Below are 21,446 nucleotides of genomic sequence, written 5' to 3' on the forward strand. Positions count from 1 at the left end.
CTCTCGAAGCCGCCGCTCAGTCTCACGGAAGGGTGATGCGGGTGGACGACAACCTGGACGCGCTCGAACGGCTCATGCTGGCGAACCTGCTCGAAGGCCGCCAGCCGCGCCGCCGCGCGACCCCGATGCCGCGGTCCCAGCGCAATTCCGATTCCCGGCAGGCGAACCTGCCGCAGGGCCGCAATCAGCCGCGCAACGCGCCGGCGGGCCGCGCGTCGATCCCGAGCCCGTCCGTCTCGCACCAGGTCCCCGACCTGCGCGCGAACCGGCAGCTCGACATCAGCCGGGTCATCAAGCAGATCGACCCGCGGACGACCCCGGAGTGGCGCTCCGAGATGGCCGCCGCGTGGGTGCGCCTCGACCTGAGCGCGGCGCAGGTGCACGCGTGGCTGACCGCCGGGCTGCTGCCGAACCAGCACGAGCTGGCCAAGGAATGCATCGCCCGCGGCCTGAGCCCGGCCGACATGAAGGCGCGGATCGACGGCGTGCGCGTCGTCGAGCGGCTGCGCGGCGACGGTGTCGACGGCATCGTCGACCTGCTCCGCCAGAAGGGCTGGCAGCCCGCTCCCACCGCCGCCGCGTAGTCCGGGGAACGGCTGCCTCCTCCCCGACGCGGCCGTCCCCGCACCAGTGAAGCGGCAGGTCGGCGCCGGTTTCCCCGTTCCGCGCCACCGCATCGGTTCGTTGACTTCGTTGCACACTGCAACTAGCTTGCGGCCATGCCCCCAGGGAAATCCGCCGGCGTCACGGCACCGCCTCCACCCCTGACCCGACGCCAGATCCTGTTGACGTTCGGCGGGTTGATGCTCGGCATCCTGCTCTCCTCACTCGATCAGACGATCGTCGCCACCGCGCTGCCGACGATCGTCTCGGACCTCGGCGGCCTCGACCGCCTGGCCTGGGTGACGACGGCGTACACGCTGGCCATGGCGATCTCCACGCCCGTGTACGGCAAGCTCGGCGACATCTTCGGCCGCAAGTACCTGTTCCAGACGGCGATCTGCGTGTTCCTCGCGGGTTCCGTGCTGTGCGGCGTCGCGGGGAGCATGACGGCGCTCATCGCGTTCCGCGCCCTCCAGGGGCTCGGTGCGGGCGGCTTGATGAGCAACGCGCAGGCGATCGTGGGCGACCTCGTGCCGCCCGCGGAACGCGGCCGTTATCAGGGGCTCATCGGTTCGGTGATCGCTCTGTCGTCGGTGTCCGGTCCGTTGCTGGGCGGTCTGATCACCGAGCAACTCTCGTGGCGCTGGGTGTTCTACGTCAACGTGCCGCTCGGCGCGGTGGCGCTGGTGGTGACGAGCTTCGTCCTGCGCCCGCCGACCCAGCGGCGCGAACGCAAACCCCTGGACTTCCTCGGCGGCCTACTGCTGGCGGGCGGGACGGCGGCGCTGATCCTGTGCACGACGTGGGGCGGGACGACCTATCCGTGGCTGTCCGCCCCGATCGTGATCCTGGCGGTGTGCGCGGTCGGGCTGCTGGGCCTGTTCGTGTTCGCGGAGACGCGGGCGGCGGACCCGTTGGTGCCGCTGCATCTGCTGTCGCGCAACGCGGTGGTGCGGATTGCGTGCCCGTTGACGCTGGTGACGGGCTGCCTGTTCGTCGGCATGGGGACGTTCCTGCCGATGTACGAGCAGATCGTGCACGGCAGGGGCCCGACGGCGTCCGGCCTGCTGCTGGCCCCGATGCTGCTGTCGATGCTGGTGTGTTCGACGGTGTGCGGCCGGATCATCACGCGGATAGGGAAGTACAAGCGCTTCCCGGTCGGCGGCACGCTGCTGGCCGCGGTGGGCTTGGCGCTGCTCACGACGCTCGGGGTGGCGAGCCCCTACTGGCGGCTGCTGATCGCGCTGGTCGTGCTGGGCCTCGGGTTGGGGACCATCGGGCCGGTGACCACGTTGGCCGTGCAGAACGCGGTCGAGCACCGCGATCTCGGGGTGGCCACCGCACTGAACTCGTTCAGCCGGTCGATCGGCTCGTCGTTCGGGGTGGCGATCCTGGGGGCGGTGTTCACCCATCGTCTCGCGGCGGGCCTGCCGGATTCGGCGGCCGACGCCCTCGGCGGCGATCATTCGTCGCTGACCCGCGACCGGATCGACGCGCTGCCGCCCGACGCGCACGCCGCGGTGCTGTCGACCTTCGCGGACGCGCTGTCCTGGGTGTTCGCAACCGGCGTGCCGGTCGCGCTCATCGGATTTGTGCTGGCCCTGTCCCTGCGAGAACTGCCGTTGCGGCGCGGGGCGAGCCCAGTGGCGCCGGCATCCGCATCGGCGGACGCCCGGTCCGCGCGCAAGCCGTAGCGTGCAGGTCGGCGAGGTCGACGGCGGCGTCCCACACCCAGTCCTGCGGGTTGGCGGCGAGCGCCGGATTCGCCGCGAGGTGCCGGACGGCGAGTTCGCTCAGGTCGGCGACGAGGGCGTGCCGCCCCAACTCGGCCAGCCCGGCCAGCAGGAAGGCCAGTTCGGACACGCGGCGCAGCGTGTCCGCCCGTCTGCCCGGCCCCGCCAAGGCGGTCGCCATGGACCGTATCCCGGGCAGATCGGGCCCGGCCCCCGGCGCGAGCACCGGCTCCAGACGCACGAGTTCGACACCGGGGCGGTGCGCGGCCCGGTCGCCGACGGCGGCTTCGGCAGCAAGGAGGTCGGCCAGGGCGACGTCGAAGGCGTCCGCCGTCAGGGAGGAACCCGTCTGGTGCGCCTGTTCGTTCACCGGAACCTTCACAAGATTTCCCATGAATCCATGCAAGCCGACCACGACGGCCCCGACCCGACGCCTTGAGCCGAATCACCCGAACGAGGGACCGCCGCCCGTTGGCCCGGCAGCGGCGCGGACGGTCCATAATCCGTGCATGGAGAAACCGATCCGCTGGCAGGTATGGCGCCAGGACGACAACGGCGCCCGGTTCCTGCTCGCCTCGTACGAAACCGAGGACGAAGCAAGGACCCGCCTCGAGGAGATCGAGAAAACCGGCGGGCATCACAAGCAGCTGTACTGGATGTCGCGGTCGGACCGGCCGCGGTTGTAGGGGTTGACGGGGTGACGACGGCGGACGGGCACTCGCCGGCCGGACTGCCGGCCGACCCGCCGGGCGGGTCGTCGCTGCCGCACGCGCCACCGCCTCGGCCGCTCGTCGCGCCCACGCGTCAACGGCAGGCGCTCGGCGACGACGCGACCCCGGCCACTGTGCGGCGCTACTCCTACGTCGGTCCGCCCGAACTCCGGCACGCCCCCGGCCCCGCCGGGTTCCGCTGTGCCGAGCCCGGCGACTTCGCCGAGTGGCTGTCGACGCAGACCCCGCAGGACCTTGCCGAGCCGTTCACCTACGTCGTCACGACCGACGGCTTTCTGCGCCTGGCACCGCGGCGCAGCGAGCACGTCGCCTGCGCCGGGGGCGAGCCGGTGGGGGCGGCCGGGGAAATCGCCTTCACCGGCGCTTGGTCCGCCTCGTACGTCACGAACCACTCCACGGGCTACTGCCCTGACATCACCTCGTGGTCGGTCGTGGCAGCGGCACTCGGGCGTCTCGGGATCTCCCACCCGGGAGGGTTCACCCCGGCGGTGGTCTTCCGCCGTTGCGTCGATTGCCGCGAAGTCAACGTGGTGCGCGACGACTTCTATGTCTGCGTGTTCTGCGAGGCGGACCTGCCGACGGCGTGGAACGTCAGTCCGCCGTAAAGCCCGGCCTCGTCGTCGCCCTGCCTCAGCCCGTCGCCCCCGACGGCTTGGGGCCGGCCCCCGTCGGTTCCGGCGACGGGTTGCCGGTCGGTGGGGCCGGCGGGGTCGGGGGTGCCGCCGTGGGGGCCGGCGGAGGTGCGGCCGGGGTGGGTGATGCGTCGGGGGTCGGGGCACCTGCCGGCGGGGCGGTGGGCGGGACTTCGCCGGGGACGAACGACGGTTCCTCGGGGCGTACCGACGCGGCTTCCTGCGGGGGGAGCGGGACGCCGCTGTGCAGAGGCTGGGGGCCCGTCGGGTGGCCCGCCGGGCGTCCGGGGGCGCCGCCGCGCGGGAGTTGGGCCTTGGCGCCCTCGTCGGCCGCGGCCGGGGTCGCGCCGGACGGCACGCTGCCTGCCGGGGCGACGCTGTCGCGCGAACCGCCGCACGCGGAGGCCCCTCCGGCGGCCAACAGGACCACGGCACACCAGGATCCGACGCGGCGCCGATCCATGAGACAGCCTCCCGAAAATACGAGTGACGGGACGCCAGGCGGCGACCCGTCCGCCAGTACGCTCGCGCTCCCGCCCGCCCCGCGCCAGCCGGAACGCCCCTATTCATCCGCACGAGTGACGAGGCGTTCGGCGCAAGGGGTGAGTGCGGGTGATCGTTCGCGTGCCCCATAAAACGTGTGCGTCCGACACGTCGCGGATCATGCGGACATTCCGTGCAGAATCGTTATTCTCCGGAGCAACCCGACGGCGGTGCCATCGCGTCGTCACGGGTACGCGGGCCCCGCCACGGCCTCCGCGTCCGACGGCGACCCCGTCGGAATCCACCGGCACCACGCAGCAGGAGGACTCATGCTCCCGCCCACGTCCCGCCGCACCCGATCCCCGTACCGCGGCCGCATTCGCCCTCGCCGCGGCGGCGTTCCTGCCCACCGCGGCCGGCGCGGCGCCCGCCCGGACGGCCGTGTCCGTCGCCGCGGCGGACAGCTACCTGACGAACATCCGCTCCGGCGCGCACCCGACGTTCGACCGTGTCGTCCTCGACTTCTCCGGCGGCGTCCCGGCGTACGGCATCTCGGGCGGCCCGGCCCCGCTCACGAACTGTGCTTCCGGCGCCGAAATCCCGCTGCCCGGCGACCAGTTCTTCGAGGTGCAGGCAGCGGGCACGGCACACGACGCGTCGGGCAACCCGACGTACACCGGTCCGCGGCTGGTCCTCACGCCCGGCCTGGCGCGCGTCACCGGCTTCGCGGTGACGTGCGACTTCGAAGGCCACCTCAACGTCGGCGTCGCGACCCGCGGCACGGTCAAGGAAGTCCGCACGATGCCGCTGACGAACCCGAGCCGGATCGTCGTCGACGTGTACCGCTGACCCCGCGGCACGCCCGAGCCGGCGTCGTCAGTTCGGGTAACCACCGCCCGAGGCGACGCCGGCGACGACGACCCAGATCATGACGAGGGCCACGCCCCACGCGAACACGGCCCACCGGCGCGCGGTGCCGCGCAGCGTGAACACGGCGATGGTGCCGCAGGTCGCGACGACGGGCGCGCCGAGCAACGCGGCCGTCATCGCGGCGACTTCGCCGCTGCCCGCACCGTCGTGCGCGGCGGATAGTCCCGCGAGCATCGGCAGCACGAGCATTTCGAAGAGCGTGGCGGGCCACAGGGCCAGCAGGGTCGCGACGACGGCGCCGGTGCTCCCGGAGCGCTCGGGCGCCGCGTGGTCGTGCGCGGGATCGGCGTAGGCCTGTGCGGGGTCCACCGGATAGACCAGGAACGCTCCGCGCTCGGGGTCGAATTCGACGGTGTAGTGGCCGTGCGGCCGCGGCGCGCCGGGCGGCGGCGAGCCGGGGTCGCGGGGGCCGTACGGTCCGTCGGCAAAGCGCGCGGGGTCCCGGTAGACATCGCCGACCGCGTGTTTCGTCATGCGACCAGTCTGTGCCGGGGCGGCGTCGGGGCGCCTGGGTACGCGTACTCAACTCGTCCCGGTTCACCCCTGCGGGTGGCGGGGTCAGCCCTGCATCCGGGCTTCCACGTCCGCGAGTTCGGCGTCGTCGAGGATCCGCGGCGTGCCCATGCCGCAGGCGCGGACGTAGACCTCGCACAGCCATTCGAGGATGCTCGTACGTTCGAACGCCTCGTCGAGATCCGTCCCGAGCGTGACCCCGCCGTGGTTGGCCAGCAACGCCGCGGTACGCCCGCCGGCGAGTGCGCCTCGGACATTGCGGGCGAGATCCGCGGTGCCGTACGTGGCATAGTCCGCGACCCGCACGTCACGCCCGCCGAACAGCAGCACGTTGTAGTGAATAGCCGGGAGGACCTCGCGGGTCGTGGCGACGACCGCGCCGAACACCGAATGCGTGTGCACTATCGCGCTCGCGTCGGGTGCGGTGTCGTACAGCGCCAAGTGCATGGGCGTCTCGGACGAGGGCGCAAGCCGTCCGTCCACGACCCGTCCCGCCGGATCCACGACCGGGCAGTCCTCGGGCCGGAGCCGGTCGAGCTGCACACCGGTCGGCGTGACCGCCATCAGGTCGCCGTCCCGCACGCTGAGGTTCCCGGAACTCCCGACGACGTACCCGCGCTCGACCACCCGCCGCCCGTAATCACACAGCGCGGCGCGCGCGTCCCTCATGAGCACGGCGGTTCTCCCTCGTCGTCGATCGCCCGGGCGAAGGCAGCAGCCCGACCGCCGAGCAGCGGGACCACCCCGCCCTCCGGGCATCCGACCCCGGCGCCGGACACAAGGGGCCAACCTACCGTTCCAGGACGCGGGCACATGCGGAGGTAGGGCACTTCCCGCCACACCGGGCACCGACGCTGAGACCGACACGACCGGCTCGACAGTGCGGGCAGGCGGAGGCTGGCAGGGCTCCGGGGCGCGCGGGGGCGGCGACGCGGGGGCGGCGACGCGGGGGCGGCGACGCGGGGGCGGCGACGCGGGGGCGGCGACGCGGGGGCGGCGACGCGGACCGTTCCGGCCCGCGCCCGCCGCCCGTCCGACAGCACCGCCTCACTCCCCCTGCTCGCCCGCGCTCACCACAGCGACCCGCCCCATCACCCCACGCCCCGTTCACCACTCCACCTCACGCCGCCACGTATCAGCGCGCCGCCACCTCCCAGGCCCGCACATACAGCCGAGCCGCGACCTCCCCACGCCGCCGAGTGCAGCCCGGCGCCGTCACGCCCCCGCGTACAACCGACGCACGGACGCCCTCCCCGCTGCCGCACACCACCGAGCCACCGCCCGCTCACGCCGCCGCATACAACCGAGCCACCACCTCCTCGATGTCCGGCTCCTGTACGGCGACGTCGCGGAGGCCGCCGAGCTGGGCCAGGCTCGCGATGAGGGCGCCGGCCGGGACCCCGTCCAGGGTGAAGACCAGCCGGTGGCCGTCGTCCTCGACCTGCTCCACCTTCACCCCGGCGACGTGCGGCAGCTCGTCGTAGGGGCGGTCGAGGTCCACGACCACCCGGCGGCGGGAGCCGTAGCGGGTGTGGAGGGCGGCGAGGGTGCCGTCGTGGACGACGTGGCCGTGGTCGACGACGATCAGGCGCGGGCAGAGGCGTTCGATGTCGGCGAGGTCGTGGGTGGTGAGGACGATGGTGACGTCGCCGGTCGCGCCGAGGTCGCCGAGGAAGGTCCGCAGGGACTGCTTGCTGACGACGTCCAGGCCGATGGTCGGTTCGTCGAGGAAGAGCACGTCGGGGCCGTGCAGCAGCGCCGCGGTGATCTCCCCGCGCATCCGCTGGCCGAGCGAGAGCTGGCGTACCGGGGTGTCGAGGAATTCGTCGAGGTCGAGCATGTCGCGGCATTGGGCGTAGCGGCGGGCGTGGTCGGCTTCCGGAACGCCGTAGACGTGCCGGAGCAGGCGGAACGACTCGCGCAGCGGCAGGTCCCACCACAGTTGCGAGCGTTGTCCGAAGACGACGCCGATGCGTCGGGCGAGCTGCCGGCGCCGCGGTACCGGTTCCAGGCCGCAGACGCGCAGGTCGCCGGCGCTGGGGGTGAGGATGCCGGTCATCATTTTGAGCGTGGTCGATTTTCCGGCGCCGTTCGGGCCGATGTAGCCGACGGTTTCGCCGTGGGCGACGGCGAGGTCCACGCCGTCGACGGCGGAGACGGTGCGGGTTTCCCGGCGCAGCCGACCGGTTTTGCGTTTGACCTCGAAGTCTTTGCGCAGGCCTTGGGCGTGGACGGCGAGGGTGTTCGTGGTGGTCGTGGTGGTCATCGTCGGGTCCTCCTCACGAGCCGGTGCTGCGGTAGTGGCGGATGCCGGTGTTCCAGAGTGCGAGTGCCGCGGCCCAGGCGACGGCGGCGACCGCGGGGCTGAGCCAGGCCGCCCATGCGGGGGTGCCGAGCGGGTCGGGGCGGCCGAGCAGGGCGAGGGCGGGCTGGTAGCCGGCGAAGGCGATGCCGAGGCCGTAGGCGAAGACGTCGCGCAGCCACAGCGGGTAGATGCCCATCGGGTACGAGCCGAACGTCCGCCCGCCGTAGGTGAACGCGTTGGCGAATTCGCCGGAGTCGATCCACCAGAACGCGACCGTCGCGCCCGCGACGAAGACCGCGGCGAACAGCGTCGTGGTGGCGGCCGGTGCCACGACGGCCAGCACGGCGCGCGGGGGTGTCCAGGCGACCCCGGCCCACCAGAGCGCGACGGCGTAGATCACCACGCCTTGCACGGCGCGGCCGACTTTGCGGAACGGGAAGTCGAGGGCGAGGAGTTGGCCGAGGCTGCTGCGGGGCCGGATGAGTACCGAGTCGAGCAGTCCGGTGCGCACGTACTTGGAGACGAGTTCCACGTTGCCGACGAGCAGGTCGGCGCAGTAGAAGCCGCATTGGCACAGGGCGGCGATCAGCAGGACTTCGCGGACGTCGAATCCGCCCAGTCCCGGGGTGACCCGGAAGATGACGAGTACGGACACGATTTCCATCGCGCAGAAGAGCGTGGTGAAGCCGACGTCGAGCAGGAAGGACGCCCGGTACTGGCTCTGGCTGCGGATCTGCGCTCCGACGAGTGCGCGGTAGACGCGCACGCTGTCAGCCACCTTGCACCACCAGCCGTACGACGCCGCGCCGCTGCACGCGCACGCACAGCGCGTACAAGACGACCGCCCACAGCGCTTGGACCAGGACGGTCGCGGAGGCGGCGGCCACGGACGTGCGCTCCACCGCGACGTCCAGCGGTGCCTGGAACAGGCTCGGGAACGGGGTCGCCACCCATGCCAGCCACTGCGTCCACTCGGGCAGGAAGCGCAGCGGGAAGTAGTTGCCGGACAGCACGGCCGAGGCGATGCCCCACACCATCAACGGGCCGCGTACGTCGAGCAGCCAGAACGCGGTCAGGTTGACCAGGTAGCGGCCGCCGAAGCTGACCACGACGGCCAGGATGACGGAGGCCGCGAACAGCGGGTAGGTGGCGACGCGGTGCGGAATGTACATGTCGTACACGAGCAGGCCGAACACCACCGGCGGAAGCCAGCGCCACAGCATCGCCTGGGCGGCGCGGCCGAGGTCCGCGGCGGCGTACGCGGCGATCGGGTCCACCGGGCGCAGCAGGTCCGACGTCACGTCGCCGGAGGTGATCCGGTCGGAGAATTCGCGCCAGCCCCACATGTAGACGACGTTGAGCAGCCCTTGTCCGATCCAGACGAAGGCGACGAGCTGGGCGGCGGTGTAGCCGCCGGGGGTGTTTCCGCCGTGCGCGGCGGCGAGCATGATGGCGCACAGCATCGCGCCGAAGACGATGTTGGTGAACAGTCCCGCGACGGCGGCTTGGCGGTAGGTGGCGTAGCGCCGGTAGCCGGCGGCGGCGAGCGCGCCGAAGCAGCGCGCCTTCTCGGCGGCGGGGGCTAGGCCCCGGCGGGCGGCGGGTTGCGGTGGTCGGTCGGGTCGGTCCGTTTCCGGACATGCGGCGGCGAACGGCATGACGAACTCCTCCCGCGCCGGGGGCCCGCGGCCGCGCGCCGACATGTGCGCGCGTAGGCGGAACGCCCGACGCGCGGCGTCGGTCGGTCAGGGGAATCGCTCGCTCTTGGTTTCGCCGCGGGGTCCTGATGCGGTTTCCGAACCGCCGGACCCGCCCGCGGCACCCCGGGCAAGGCCGTTCACGCTACACGACGGGTCGGGCCGTCGCCGAGCCCTTTCACCCCCTCGTGCAGCGCACGCCGACCCGCCCGCTCACACGTTCGCCTTGCAGACGCGGCGGGCTTCCTTGGCGAAGGCCTGTACGGTGGAGCGCTCTTCGAGGAAGTACACGCCCGGTCCCGCAGTGAGGTCGCCCGGCGCGAACGACACCGTCGCGGCGCCGAGGCCTTCGCCGTCGACATCAAGCCACGCCGTGTACAGGAAGCCGGGCCGGAATCCGCTCGCGAAAGGCAGATCCAGGCGCGCTCCGTCGGGCGCCGCGCCCAGCGGAACCGCGCGCAGCGCCGACGCCGGGTCAAGGGTGATCCGCCAGACCGGGCGTTCGCCGGAAACGTCGGGCTGCCACTCCACCAGGCCCGCCGCGCGCACGCGGCCCGCCGAAAAGCCGAACGCCACCGCACCGTTCCGTACCGCCCCCCGCCGAGCGCGGGCGGCGCGGCGGCTCATCGTACGTCGTCGGGGTGGGCGCCCTCCGGCCGAACTCCGAGGCCGGGGAAGTCGACGTAGCCGCCGCTGGTCCACGAGCGCACGCGCATGGCGGAGGCCGTGGTGATGCCCCACTCGGCGAAGGCGTCGAGCAGCAATCCGCCCGCGCGGCGCCCGTGTTCGCCGCCGGGGCGGAGCCACACCTGGCGGGCGAGGCCGGGGACGCCGCCGAGTTCGAGCCGGTCTTGGCCGATGCGGAGTTCGACGGTGCGGCTCGGCCGGGCGATTTCGCCGACGACCAGCAGGATCGGTTCGATCCAGCCGACCAGCGGGAGGTCCGCGACGGTGGACGCGAGAAGTTCGGGGACGGCGCGGGCGAAGTCGGCCCAGTCGTTCGGGTCGGGGCCGAACGGCAGGAACAGTTCGGCGAGTGCCAGGTCCGGGCGGCTCACGCACCAGTCGTAGGGCAGGCCGGTGAGTCCGTCGGCGTCCGCGAAGCGGCGCTGTTCGCGTGCTTCCCACGGCCGGGTCGGGAACAGCTCCATGGTGAGCGCGCCGCGCTCGTGGTCGCGGGTGATCCGCAGGGTCGTGCTGCGGTTGCGCCAGCGCAGCCATGCCCCCGGTCCGCCGCGCCACGGCGCGGGGCCCAGCGCGGCGGTGACGGAGGCGACCAGCCGGGTGTGTGCGGCGTCGAGTTCGCGGTCGCGGTCGCGCGGGAATCCGGTGCCGGGCAGCCCCCACGATTCTCCGGAGAGGCCGGCGCCGAACCCGAGGCTGCGGCCCGGTCCGGCGGACGGCGGCAGGTCGGGTCCTGGGGTGAGGGCCGGTACCAGGACCTCGAAGCGCAGGACCGGGCATTCGTCGTCGCCGGTCCAGGTGCAGGCCAGTCCGGGGACGCCGGGATCGAGTGCGTCGTCGCCGAGGCCGTCGACGCGCCACGACAGCGATGCGGCGACGCGTTCGAGATCGGCGCGGGTCCACGTGCGCCAATCGGCGTCGCGGGCGGCCAGGAGTGTGCGGGTGAGGGTGTCGGCGGCAGGCATCACGGAGGCAGCCATAGGCCGATGGTGACACTCGGCGCCCCTTTTGGGCAGTCACGCCGAAGAGTGGACTCGGGTCGCGCGGGTGCGCAAACCCGTTGGCTGCGGGACAAGTTCTTCCCCGCAAGGCAGCGCAACATCGTTGACATCAACGTTGTGCGCACGATTCACTCCATCCATTCCGTGCGCGCTCCACGTTTTCGATCCGGGTCGAACCACCTTCACACCGCCGAGAATCGCACCGTCCGCAGCCTCGGCACGCGAGCGTCTCCGGCGTTCGCGCACACCGGAACACGACCGGACAGACGAGGGGAAGACTTGCCCATGAAGTCCGCAAAATCGTTGCTGCGTTCGAGGACCCGCGTCGGCACCCCCGACCCGCTCGGCGCCGCGCTCTCCCTGCACCGCGAAGCCGAACGCCGCGGCATGCCCGCCGCCGAACTCGCGGGCGTGTTCGCCGCGAACACCGAACGCCGCCGGGAACGCGAGGGGAACGACGAGGCCTCGCGCACCGGGCTCGGCCGCCGCCGCTTCCTCGGCGCCGCCGGCCTCACCGCGGCCGCCGCCGCACTCCCCGGCACCGTGCTGTCCTCGGCGCACGCCGCCGGCGCGACCGCCCCGCGCGTGGTCGTGGTCGGCGCCGGCCTGGCCGGCCTGCGCTGCGCCCACCAGCTGTGGACCGGGCCGCGTCGCATCGCGTCGACCGTCTACGAGGCCGACACCACCCACGTCGGCGGCCGCTGCTGGACCCTCCGGGACTACTTCTCGGACGGCATGGTCAGCGAGCACGGCGGCTCGTTCGTCAGCACCGAGGACGTCGAACTGCTGGCTCTCGCGCAGCGCTTCGGCATCGAGAAGGAACGCCACCAGGGGGGCGCCCTGGACACCGGCGAGTACTACGCCTGGGTCAACAACAAGAAGTACCTCGGCTACCCCGCCGACCTCGCCGAGTTCATGCCCCAGATCAGCAAGGACTTCGCGGCGATGGGCCGGCCGCGCTGGAACGACTCCACGCCGACCGCGCGGCGTCTGGACCGCATGTCGTACCTCGAGTACATGGACAGCATCGGCCTGGACCCGCGCTCCTCGATCGGCCAGATGATGCAGACCCGCCAGCTGGAAAGCGGCGGCGAGGCCTACGAGGTGTCCGCGCTCGAACTCGTCGGCTTCTACGGCTCCGGAGGCGACGGAGCAGGCGCCCCGGCCGCCGCGACCGCCGCCGCCGACGAAGGCGGCTTCGACGAGCTGTACCACCTCAAGGGCGGCAACGACCAGGTCGTCTCCGGCATGGTCCGCGAACTGCCCAGCGGCGCGGTCAAGCAGGGCTACGAACTCGTCGCCCTGCGCCGCAACGGCAACGGCAGCTACACGCTCACCTTCAACCACTTCGGCCGCCTGGTCGACGTCCAAGCCGACCACGTCGTGCTGGCGCTGCCGTTCAGCACGCTGCGCTTCGTGGACCTGAGCGGGTCGGGGCTGTCGCCGCTCAAGCGCCGGGCGATCGCCGAGCAAGGCATGGGCGCGCACGCCAAGCTGGCGCTCGAACTGGACCACAAGACGTGGCCCGCGGCGGGCAGCAACGGCATCACCAACACCGGCCCCGGCGGCTACCAGACCGCATGGGACGGCTCCGTCGAGCGCGGCCCGGACGGTGCCCCGGCACTGCTGGTCAACTTCCCCGGCGGCGACACGGCGCGCACCCGCTACACCGGCCAGGCGCACGGCCCCGCGCCGTCGGCCGACGTGCGGTGGTTCCTCAACCAGATCGAGAACCTGCTGCCGGGCACCCGCGCCGCGTACACCGGGCGGGCCTGGGAAGACCAGTGGACGATCGACCCGTGGCACTACGGGGCGTACCACTTCTACAAGATCGGCCAGACCACGACCTTCGGCGGTTACGAAGGCACCCAGGAAGGCCGCATCCATTTCGCCGGCGAGCACACCAACGGCTACGGCGCGACGCTGAACGCCGCGGTGCAGAGCGGCGAGCGCGCCGCGGGCGAGGTCGCGAAGCAGGTCTGAAACGTCCGACGGCACGGAACGGCGGCGGTGCCCCGGACGCCGCCGCCGTTCGCGCCCACCCGGCCCGGCTCAGAGCAGCCCGCGCTCCGGGTACTGCCCGCTCGGCGTCACGATGGTGCCCGCCTTGCCCGCGAGGATCTCGGTGGCCTGCTCGAGCGAGCCGATCGCGGCCATGTCGCCGGTCATCTCGACGAAGTGGCACACCGCGTCGACCTTCGGCCCCATCGACCCGGCCGGGAAGTCCTCGGCGCGCAGCTGCGCCGGTGTCGCGTTGCGGATCTCCTCGGCGTTCGGCTGCCCGAAGTTGCGCATGACCCGCTGTACGTCGGTGAGCAGCAGCAGCGCGTCGGCTTCGAGCGCCTCGGCGAGCAGCGACGCGGTGAGGTCCTTGTCGACGACCGCTTCGACGCCGACGAGCTGGCCGAGTTCGTTGCGCATGACGGGCACACCGCCGCCGCCCGCGCACACCGCGATGGCGCCGGAGGCGAGGAGTTGCCGGATCAGCCGGGTCTCGATCACCCGGCGCGGCCGCGGCGACGGGACGACCCGGCGCCAATACTGCCCGTCCTGCTTGACGACCCAGCCGCGTTCCTCGGCGACCTGCTTGGCCTCGGCTTCGGTGTAGACGGTGCCGACGAACTTCGTCGGGTTGTCGAACGCCGGGTCGGCGGCCGACACCAGCGTCTGGTTGATGAGCGCGCACACCTGGCGGCCGGGCAGCGCGTTCTGCAGCGACTGGAGCAGCCAATAGCCGATCATGCCCTGGGTCTCCGCGCCGAGGACGTCGAACGGGTACGGGATGGTCAGCGACTTGTCCGCGGCCGACTGCAGCGCGAGGACGCCGACCTGCGGCCCGTTGCCGTGTGTCACGACGATCTCGTGCTGTTCGGCGAGCGGTGCGAGGGACTTGACGGCCTTGCGGATGTTGGCGAGCTGGACGTCCGCGTCCGGCTTTTCCCCGCGCTGAAGCATGGCGTTTCCGCCGAGAGCGACAACCACGCGCATGGCAGTTCCCTTGATCGAATATGCGAACAAATCGGGCGGATCAGAGAAACGTCAGGCCCGGGTGCTCCAGTCGTCGGCGGTCCGGGCACCCGGGCCTGAGGGTGTTCGCCCCCGCGCGCCGGTGGGGGCAGGTGGAGCGGGAAGTCAGTCGCCGAGCGTGGCGACCATGATCGCCTTGATGGTGTGCAGGCGGTTCTCGGCCTCGTCGAACACGATCGAGAAGTCCGCTTCGAAGACCTCGTCGGTGACCTCGAGGGCCTCCATGCCCGTCTTCTCGTAGATGTCCTCGCCGACCTGGGTGTGCCGGTTGTGGAACGCCGGCAGGCAGTGCATGAACTTGACCTTGGGGTTCTCGGTCGCCTTCACCACGTCCATGTTGACCTGGTACGGCTTGAGCAGCGTGATGCGCTCGTCCCACACCTCCTTGGGCTCGCCCATGGAGACCCACACGTCGGTGTAGAGGAAGTCGACGCCCTTGACACCCTGCTTGACGTCCTCGGTGTGGGTGATGGTGGCGCCGGTCTTGGCCGCGATCTCCTTGGCCTTGGCGATGATCGCGTCGTCGTTCCACAGGGCCTTGGGGGCGACCATGCGGACGTCCATGCCGAGCATGGCCGCGGTGATCATGAGCGAGTTGCCCATGTTGTTGCGGGCGTCGCCGAGGTAGGCGAACGAGATGTGGTGCAGCGGCTTGTCCGAGTGCTCCTTCATGGTGAGCATGTCGGCGAGCATCTGCGTCGGGTGCCACTCGTCGGTGAGGCCGTTCCACACCGGCACGCCCGCGTACGCGCCGAGTTCCTCGACGTACTCCTGCTTCGACCCGCGGTACTCGATGGCGTCGTACATCCGGCCCAGCACCCGGGCGGTGTCCTTCATCGACTCCTTGTGGCCGATCTGCGAGCCGCTCGGGTCGAGGTAGGTGACGTTCGCGCCCTGGTCGTGGGCGGCGACCTCGAACGCGCAGCGGGTGCGCGTCGACGTCTTCTCGAAGATCAGCGCGACGTTCTTGCCCTTGAGGCGCTGCTGCTCGATGCCGGCGTACTTGGCCGCCTTGAGGTCCGCGGCCAGGTCGATCAGGAACTTGAACTCCTGGGGAGTGAAGTCGAGTTCCTTGAGGAAGTTGCGGTGGCGCAGGTTGAAAGCCATGACTCCGGGGTTTCTTTCGTACGTGCCGGCCGGGCCGGCGGGGGCTCCGTCGGATTGTCTTCAGATCGCCACTGTGTCAGGAGACCGGCTCGCGCTCCACCGGGCAGCTCATGCAGCGGGGGCCGCCGCGGCCCCGGCCGAGTTCGCTGCCGCGCACCGTGACCACCTCGATGCCGTTCTTGCGCAGGAAGGTGTTGGTGGTGACGTTGCGCTCGTAGGCGAAGACCACGCCGGGTTCGACGGCGAGGACGTTGCAGCCGTCGTCCCACTGCTCGCGCTCGGCCGAGCGCACGTCCTGGGTCGCCGCCAGCACGTTGATGCCGTCCAGGCCGAGCGCCTTGGCGATGGCCGTGTGCATGTCGTCGGCCGGGTGGTCGGTGACCTTCAGCTCGTCGTCGTTGTCGCCGGGCTCGATCGTGTACGACGGGAGCATCCCCATGCCGGCGTACTTGGTGAAGGTGTCGCCGTCGAGCATCGTCATGACCGTGTCGAGGTGCATGAACGCGCGGGCCTTCGGCATCTTCAGGGCGACGATCTTCGTGGCGGAGCCGTGCTGGAAGAGCTTCTGGGCGAGCGCTTCCACGCCCATCGGGGTGGTGCGCTCGCTCATGCCGACCAGCACCGCGCCGTTGCCGATGACCAGGACGTCGCCGCCCTCCATGGTCGCCGGGTAGGAGGACTGGCCGGGGTTCCACACGTTGAAGTCGCCCTTGGCGAACATCGGGTGGTAGCCGTAGATCGCTTCGAAGTGCACGGTTTCGCGGCGCCGGGCGGGCATCTGCATCGCGTTGATGCTGACGCCGTCGTACACCCATGCGGACGTGTCGCGGGTGAACAGGTGGTTCGGCAGCGGCTTGAGGACGAAGTCGTCCATGTGCATGGTGTGGAACGCGACCGAGTGCGGTTCGTCGATGCGTTCGAGGATCTCGCGCTTGGTGATGCCGCCGATGAGGTGCTTGACCAACGTCTGGATGTCGAGGCCTTCGAACAGGCCGCGCAGCTCGTCGACGGCGAGGAGGCCGTACTGGCGTTCGTCGAACACCCGGTCGAGAACCAGCTTCTTGGCGGCCGGCTCGTTGCCGAGCGTCTCCCTGAGGAGGTCGGCGAACAGGTAGACGGTGATGCCCCGGTCGCGCAGGGCGTCCGCGAACGCGTCGTGCTCCTCGCGGGCCCGCTTGACCCACAGGACGTCGTCGAAGAGCAGTTCGTCCTTGTTGGTCGGGGTGAGGCGCTTCAGCTCCAGGTCCGGCCGGTGCAGGATGACCTGCTTGAGCCGCCCGGTCTCCGACTGGACATTGAATCCCATGGGAACCTCCTTGGCAGTGCGGGGATCTCCCGCGGATGTGGGGGCCGTTGAACCGAGCGGCTCGGAGCGGCTCGAAGCGGTGAAGAGCCGCTCGCAGCGAGCCGGAGCGGGTCACTCCTCGGTGGAGGACGCCGTGCCGACCGCCTTTCCGGACTTGTCGTGGACGACTTCGTTGGGTCCGTACTCACCCCGGGACGCTTTCACCCAGATGTAGACGGGGATGCCCAGGAGCAGCATGATCAGACCCTTCAGGACCGCGTCCTCGCCGGCGCCGTAGACCATCCAGAGCGTGAACGCCATGCCCACGATCGCGATGGCCAGGTCTCTGGCGAGGGCACCGCGGCTGACCGCCCGCTCCCGGGTCACCAGCCAGAACAGCTGGGCGGAAGCGGAGAACAGGTACGGGATGACCGTGGTGACGGTGGCCAGCAGCAGGATCGTCTCGAAGGCGTCCTCGGACCACAGGTAGTTGACGGCCATGACGATGATCGTCAGGACGGTGCCGACCAGGATGCCGACCGTGGGGACGCCGGCCTTGCTGAGCTTGCCGAACGCCTTGGGGAACATGCCGTCGCGGGACGCCGCGTAGGGCATTTCGGCGACCAGCAGCGTCCAGCCGTTGAGCGCGCCGAGGCCGGAGATGATCGCCATCGCAGCCATCACGCCGCCCCACACGCTGCCGCCGAACATGTTGTTCAGGGCGTCGGAGAACGGGGCGGTCGAGCCGACCAGCTGGTCGTGCGGGACGTTGCCGAAGATGGCGACGGTGGACAGCATGTAGACCACCGCGCAGGCGAGCGTGCCGTACACGGACGCGCGGCCGATGTTCCGCTCCGGGTTCTTCACGCGCTCGGCGGCGATGGAGACCGCTTCGATGCCGGAGTAGGCGAAGACGACGAGTGCGGCGGACGTCTGGAGGGCGTGCAGGAAGCTGCCGCCGGCGGCGTTGAACGGGCCGAAGTTGGCGCTCTGCATGAAGAAGAGGCCGACGACGGCGACGAACAGCAGCGGCACGAACTTCAGCACCGTGGTGACCAGCTGGAACGCGCCCATGTTCTTGACGCCGGAGACGTTCACCAGCGCGGGCACGGCGAGACCGACCAGGGCGATGACGATCTTCCCGATCGTCGAGTCCCAGTGCAGGAAGTAGTTGACGTAGCCGACCCAGGCGACGGCGATGCCCGCGTTGCCCGCCCACGCGGTGATCCAGAAGGACCACGCGTTGAGGAAGCCGGGGAACTCGCCGAACGCGTCGCGGGCGTAGGCGTACGGGCCACCGGACGACGGGATGCGGCGGCCCAGCTTGCCGAAGATGACGGCGAGGCAAAGGGCACCGATCGTGACCAGCCCGAAGGCCAGAATCGAGACGGTGCCGTATTTGGCGAGGGTCGCCGGGAGCAGGAAGATGCCGGTTCCGATGACACCGCCGATGACCAGCGCGGTGGCTTGCGGAAGCCCGAGAGTACCTTTGCCTGCGTCGGGGATGTCCGCGATCGGTGCGTCGGCGACCGGCGCGCCCGACGGAGCCGCTGGTTGGCCCATCTCGATCCTCCTGAAATCGGCGCTCACGAGCTGGCGCGACCGCACGCGGGAACGTACGGACGCGCGACGAAGAATCACGTTGTGGAGAGTTGCGAAGACTCCTGTGGTTCTTTGTGATGTTTTGTGGTGCTTTGAAGAAGATTCGACCAGATATCGGCGAATCCCTCTACTCGCGATCCCGCTCCCGAGCGACCGCCCCGACGTCCCGCAGGAGTCACGGCCTCGGCGGACCGTCGACTCCCGGCGACCGGGACACCGGCCCCGACCGGCGGCATATCCGGACAATGGCGCATCAATACCCGCACTAATACGCACAAACCCCCGGCCCTCGACCACGCGGAATGCCGCATGGCCGAGGGCCGGGGGTACGTGCCGGAAGGCGAGCCCCGCGCCCCGGCTACAACCGGGGGTCGACCGGCTCGGACTCCAACGCGAGGACCGCGAACACCGGTTCGTGCACCCGCCACAGTCCCTCGCCCGCGCTGAGCCGGTCGAGGGACTCCAGGCCCAGCGCGTGCTCGCGCAGCGCCAGCGACCGCTTGTGCCCGAGGTGCCGGTGCCGCAGGCGCTCCACGTGCTCGGGCTCGGCGTAGTCCGGGCCGTAGATGATCCGCAGGTACTCCGGCCCGCGCACCTTCACACCCGGCTGCACCCGCGTTCCCGCGGGCCGATCGCCCTCCGCGGCCAGCGGCTTGACGACCATGCCCTCGCCCCCGGCCCCGGTCAGCTCCTCCCACCAGGCGATCCCGGCGGCGACCTGCCCGGGATCGCGCACGTCCACCACCAGCCGCCCGGTCGGGGCCAGCAGCCCCGACGGATCGGCGGCCACCAGCCGGTCGGCGAGCGCCAAATGCCAGTCGTGGCCGTTGCCGGTGTACGACGCGCCGCGCCCGGCCAGCACCTGGAACGGCGCGAACCGCAGCCCGTCGAGACCCTCGACCGGCCAGCAGTACTGGCGGTACGCCTCGGTGAACGCCCGCGCGTTCGCCTCCCGCGTACCGATACGGGCGGACAAATCCGCGACGTCGACCCCGCGGGCGGCGGCGCGCGCCAGCGCCGCCGCGGCCGCGGGCAGCGCCGAACCCGCCGCGGCACCCACCGCGGCGTACTGGCGGCGCAGCAGCTCCACGGCCTTCGCCGACCACGGCATCAGCTCGGCGTCGAGCAGCAGCCAGTCCGTCCCCAGCTCGTCCCACAGCCCGGCCGCGTCCACCGCGGCCCGCAGCCGGCCGAGGAACTCCTCGGTCAGCTCCGGCGACGGCAGGAACGACCGCCCGGTGCGCGTCCACAGCGCACCCGTGCCCTCGGCGATGCCGAACGCGTCCAGCGCCGCCTCCTGGTCGCGGCACACCAGCGCCACCGCACGCGACCCCATGTGCTTCTCCTCGCACACCACCAGGCCGATGCCGTCCTCGCGGAACTGCGCGAACGCCTGCTCGGGATGCTCCAGCAGCCCCGGCCGGTCCGACGTGGCACACGGCGCCATCGTCGGCGGCAGGTAGACCAGCCACCGCGGGTCGATCGCGAACCGGCTCATCACCTCCAACGCCGCCGCGTTCTCGCCGCGCACCATCACCCGGCCGCCGGTCCGGGTCTCCACGACCCGGCGGCCCATCGGGTCGTCGGGCACAAGCACGTCGGACAACGCCAAGGGGCGCCCGTCCCGGCCGCCGGGAGCGGCGGCGCGCAGCGGCCGGACCGGCTCGTACCAGACCTGCTCGGCGGGCACCGCCACCAGCTCGCGCTCCGGGTACCGCAGCGCGGTCAGCTCACCGCCGAACACACAGCCGGTGTCCAGGCAGATGGTGTTGTTCACCCATTCGGCGCGCGGCATGGGGGTGTGGCCGTACACGACGGTCGCGCGGCCGCGGTACTCCTCCGCCCACGGGTAGCGGACGGGGAGGCCGTACTCGTCGGTCTCGCCGGTCGTGTCCCCGTACAGCGCGAAGCTGCGCACCCGGCCCGACGTGCGGCCGTGGTACTTCTCGGGCAGCCCGGCATGCGCGACGACGAGGCTGCCGCCGTCGAGCAGGTAGTGGCTCACCAGCCGGTCGCAGAACGCCACGACCTCGGCCCGGAACTCGTCGCTCTCCGCCTCCAGCTGCGCAAGCGACTCGGCGAGCCCGTGGGTGACGCTCACCTTGCGGCCGCGCAGCGCCCGCAGCAGCTTGTTCTCGTGGTTGCCGGGGACGCAGACCGCATGCCCGGCCGCGACCATGCCCATCACCAGACGCAGCACGCCCGGCGTGTCCGGACCGCGGTCGACGAGGTCGCCGACGAACACCGCGGTACGGCCGTCCGGGTGCACGGCATCGACGGCCCGCCCGGTGTCGTCGCGGACGAGTGCGTAGCCGAGCCGCGCCAGCAGCGTCTCGAGTTCGGCGCGGCAGCCGTGGATGTCGCCGACGATGTCGAACGGCCCGGTGAGGTGCCGGAGGTCGTTGTACCGCTTCTCGAGGACGATCCGCGCGGCCGCGATCTCCTCGACACCCCGCAGGTGATGCACCTTGCGGAACCCTTCGCGCTCCAGATGCCGCAGCGACCGCGTCATGTCCCGGCGCTGCCGCGTGATCACGCTGCGGGGCAGGTGCTTGCGGTCCTCCCGCTGCGCGTTCCGCGCGAAACACTCGTCTTCCGGGACGTCCAGCACGATCGCCACCGGCAGCACGTCGTGCTCCCGCGCCAACTGCACCAACTGCGCCCGTGCACCCTGCTGGACGTTCGTCGCGTCGACCACGGTCAGCCGCCCGGCGGCCAGCCGCACCCCCGCGACGTGGTGCAGCAGCGCGAACGCGTCCTTCGACGCGGCCTGGTCGTTCTCGTCGTCGGACACCATGCCGCGGAAGAAGTCCGAGGAGAGGACCTGGGTGCCGCGGAAGTGGGTACGCGCGAAGGTCGACTTGCCGGCGCCGGTGGTGCCTATGAGGACGACGAGGGAGAGGTCGGGGACGGGGAGGGGGCGGTCGGCGGGGTGGTTGGTGGGGCTGCCCGAGGCGCGGTTGGAGGTGCGGTTGGAGGTGCGGCGGCCTCGGGTGGGGCGGTCGGGGGTGGGGTCCGGAGCGTGCTCTGCCAGGTGGTTCGGGGTGCGGTCGGGGGTGGGGTCCGGAGCGTGCTCTGATACGAGTATCCGAGATCAGTCGACGGTGTGGACC

General features: G+C 71.4%; 19 protein-coding genes. 6 read left to right on the forward strand and 13 right to left on the reverse strand.

The window, feature by feature from the left end:
* Positions 1-41: 41 nt before the first annotated feature.
* Entirely contained in the window at positions 42-584 is a 543-nt protein-coding gene (locus ACPA54_RS31180) for a hypothetical protein (RefSeq protein WP_423534755.1), read from the forward strand.
* A gap of 135 nt (positions 585-719) precedes the next feature.
* Entirely contained in the window at positions 720-2,297 is a 1,578-nt protein-coding gene (locus ACPA54_RS31185) for an MDR family MFS transporter (protein ID WP_423534756.1), read from the forward strand.
* Here ACPA54_RS31185 and ACPA54_RS31190 read toward each other — a convergent pair.
* Complete coding sequence (locus ACPA54_RS31190; protein WP_423534757.1) at positions 2,185-2,730, reverse strand: hypothetical protein; 546 nt, start codon at positions 2,728-2,730, stop codon at positions 2,185-2,187. The genes ACPA54_RS31185 and ACPA54_RS31190 overlap by 113 nt on opposite strands.
* Positions 2,731-2,845: 115 nt before the next feature.
* Here ACPA54_RS31190 and ACPA54_RS31195 point away from each other — a divergent pair, with 115 nt between their 5' ends.
* From ACPA54_RS31195 to ACPA54_RS31205, 3 genes are all read left to right on the forward strand, one after another.
* Positions 2,846-3,022 (forward strand): SPOR domain-containing protein, encoded by a 177-nt coding sequence (locus ACPA54_RS31195; protein WP_345675318.1) that lies wholly within the window; start codon positions 2,846-2,848, stop codon positions 3,020-3,022.
* Positions 3,023-3,033: 11 nt separating this feature from the next.
* On the forward strand, positions 3,034-3,672 hold the full coding sequence (locus ACPA54_RS31200; RefSeq protein ID WP_423534758.1) for a hypothetical protein: 639 nt from the start codon (positions 3,034-3,036) through the stop codon (positions 3,670-3,672).
* A gap of 951 nt (positions 3,673-4,623) precedes the next feature.
* Positions 4,624-5,031, forward strand: a complete 408-nt coding sequence (locus ACPA54_RS31205; RefSeq protein WP_423534759.1) for an AMIN-like domain-containing (lipo)protein — start codon at positions 4,624-4,626, stop codon at positions 5,029-5,031.
* A gap of 27 nt (positions 5,032-5,058) precedes the next feature.
* On the opposite strand, the gene ACPA54_RS31210 is transcribed toward ACPA54_RS31205, so the two are convergent.
* From ACPA54_RS31210 to ACPA54_RS31240, 7 genes are all read right to left on the reverse strand, one after another.
* Positions 5,059-5,586, reverse strand: coding sequence for a hypothetical protein (locus tag ACPA54_RS31210; RefSeq protein WP_423534760.1), 528 nt, complete (start codon positions 5,584-5,586; stop codon positions 5,059-5,061).
* A gap of 84 nt (positions 5,587-5,670) precedes the next feature.
* Positions 5,671-6,294, reverse strand: a complete 624-nt coding sequence (locus ACPA54_RS31215) for a class II aldolase/adducin family protein (RefSeq protein WP_345675517.1) — start codon at positions 6,292-6,294, stop codon at positions 5,671-5,673.
* A 616-nt stretch (positions 6,295-6,910) separates the two neighbouring features.
* Entirely contained in the window at positions 6,911-7,891 is a 981-nt protein-coding gene (locus tag ACPA54_RS31220) for an ABC transporter ATP-binding protein (protein ID WP_423534761.1), read from the reverse strand.
* A 13-nt stretch (positions 7,892-7,904) separates the two neighbouring features.
* Positions 7,905-8,708, reverse strand: coding sequence for an ABC transporter permease (locus ACPA54_RS31225; RefSeq protein ID WP_423534762.1), 804 nt, complete (start codon positions 8,706-8,708; stop codon positions 7,905-7,907).
* A complete protein-coding gene (locus ACPA54_RS31230) occupies positions 8,701-9,588 on the reverse strand; it encodes an ABC transporter permease (protein WP_423534763.1) in 888 nt (295 codons plus the stop codon). The genes ACPA54_RS31225 and ACPA54_RS31230 overlap by 8 nt, the downstream gene beginning before the upstream one ends.
* A 252-nt stretch (positions 9,589-9,840) precedes the next feature.
* On the reverse strand, positions 9,841-10,203 hold the full coding sequence (locus tag ACPA54_RS31235; RefSeq protein WP_423534764.1) for a hypothetical protein: 363 nt from the start codon (positions 10,201-10,203) through the stop codon (positions 9,841-9,843).
* 47 nt (positions 10,204-10,250) lie between these two features.
* Positions 10,251-11,291, reverse strand: a complete 1,041-nt coding sequence (locus ACPA54_RS31240; RefSeq protein ID WP_423534765.1) for a hypothetical protein — start codon at positions 11,289-11,291, stop codon at positions 10,251-10,253.
* Positions 11,292-11,597: 306 nt separating this feature from the next.
* On the opposite strand from ACPA54_RS31240, the gene ACPA54_RS31245 reads away from it, so the two are divergent.
* The gene (locus tag ACPA54_RS31245; protein ID WP_423534766.1) at positions 11,598-13,295 is read left to right on the forward strand and encodes a flavin monoamine oxidase family protein; all 1,698 of its coding nucleotides are present in this window, start codon (positions 11,598-11,600) and stop codon (positions 13,293-13,295) included.
* Positions 13,296-13,364: 69 nt separating this feature from the next.
* On the opposite strand, the gene arcC is transcribed toward ACPA54_RS31245, so the two are convergent.
* The 5 genes from arcC to ACPA54_RS31270 form a co-directional block, all read right to left on the reverse strand.
* Entirely contained in the window at positions 13,365-14,300 is a 936-nt protein-coding gene (gene arcC / locus ACPA54_RS31250; RefSeq protein ID WP_423534767.1) for a carbamate kinase, read from the reverse strand.
* Between the two features lie 144 nt (positions 14,301-14,444).
* On the reverse strand, positions 14,445-15,446 hold the full coding sequence (gene argF, locus ACPA54_RS31255) for an ornithine carbamoyltransferase (RefSeq protein WP_423534769.1): 1,002 nt from the start codon (positions 15,444-15,446) through the stop codon (positions 14,445-14,447).
* 76 nt (positions 15,447-15,522) lie between these two features.
* Positions 15,523-16,752, reverse strand: coding sequence for an arginine deiminase (locus ACPA54_RS31260; RefSeq protein WP_423534771.1), 1,230 nt, complete (start codon positions 16,750-16,752; stop codon positions 15,523-15,525).
* Positions 16,753-16,863: 111 nt separating this feature from the next.
* Entirely contained in the window at positions 16,864-18,294 is a 1,431-nt protein-coding gene (locus ACPA54_RS31265) for an amino acid permease (RefSeq protein ID WP_423534772.1), read from the reverse strand.
* 397 nt (positions 18,295-18,691) lie between these two features.
* Complete coding sequence (locus ACPA54_RS31270; protein ID WP_423534780.1) at positions 18,692-21,367, reverse strand: polynucleotide kinase-phosphatase; 2,676 nt, start codon at positions 21,365-21,367, stop codon at positions 18,692-18,694.
* Positions 21,368-21,446 lie beyond the last annotated feature (79 nt).

The organism is Uniformispora flossi (assembly GCF_049534875.1).
Lineage (GTDB): Bacteria > Actinomycetota > Actinomycetes > Streptomycetales > Streptomycetaceae > Yinghuangia > Yinghuangia aomiensis.

Bases quoted from the DNA above. Each gene is read 5' to 3' on its own strand.
- ACPA54_RS31195 (WP_345675318.1), top strand. From the start codon at position 2,846: ATGGAGAAACCGATCCGCTGGCAGGTATGGCGCCAGGACGACAACGGC.
- ACPA54_RS31230 (WP_423534763.1), bottom strand. From the start codon at position 9,588: ATGCCGTTCGCCGCCGCATGTCCGGAAACGGACCGACCCGACCGACCA.
- ACPA54_RS31265 (WP_423534772.1), bottom strand. From the start codon at position 18,294: ATGGGCCAACCAGCGGCTCCGTCGGGCGCGCCGGTCGCCGACGCACCG.
- argF (WP_423534769.1), bottom strand. From the start codon at position 15,446: ATGGCTTTCAACCTGCGCCACCGCAACTTCCTCAAGGAACTCGACTTC.
- ACPA54_RS31245 (WP_423534766.1), top strand. From the start codon at position 11,598: ATGAAGTCCGCAAAATCGTTGCTGCGTTCGAGGACCCGCGTCGGCACC.
- ACPA54_RS31220 (WP_423534761.1), bottom strand. From the start codon at position 7,891: ATGACCACCACGACCACCACGAACACCCTCGCCGTCCACGCCCAAGGC.
- ACPA54_RS31190 (WP_423534757.1), bottom strand. From the start codon at position 2,730: ATGGGAAATCTTGTGAAGGTTCCGGTGAACGAACAGGCGCACCAGACG.
- arcC (WP_423534767.1), bottom strand. From the start codon at position 14,300: ATGCGCGTGGTTGTCGCTCTCGGCGGAAACGCCATGCTTCAGCGCGGG.
- ACPA54_RS31260 (WP_423534771.1), bottom strand. From the start codon at position 16,752: ATGGGATTCAATGTCCAGTCGGAGACCGGGCGGCTCAAGCAGGTCATC.
- ACPA54_RS31210 (WP_423534760.1), bottom strand. From the start codon at position 5,586: ATGACGAAACACGCGGTCGGCGATGTCTACCGGGACCCCGCGCGCTTT.
- ACPA54_RS31185 (WP_423534756.1), top strand. From the start codon at position 720: ATGCCCCCAGGGAAATCCGCCGGCGTCACGGCACCGCCTCCACCCCTG.
- ACPA54_RS31215 (WP_345675517.1), bottom strand. From the start codon at position 6,294: ATGAGGGACGCGCGCGCCGCGCTGTGTGATTACGGGCGGCGGGTGGTC.
- ACPA54_RS31240 (WP_423534765.1), bottom strand. From the start codon at position 11,291: ATGGCTGCCTCCGTGATGCCTGCCGCCGACACCCTCACCCGCACACTC.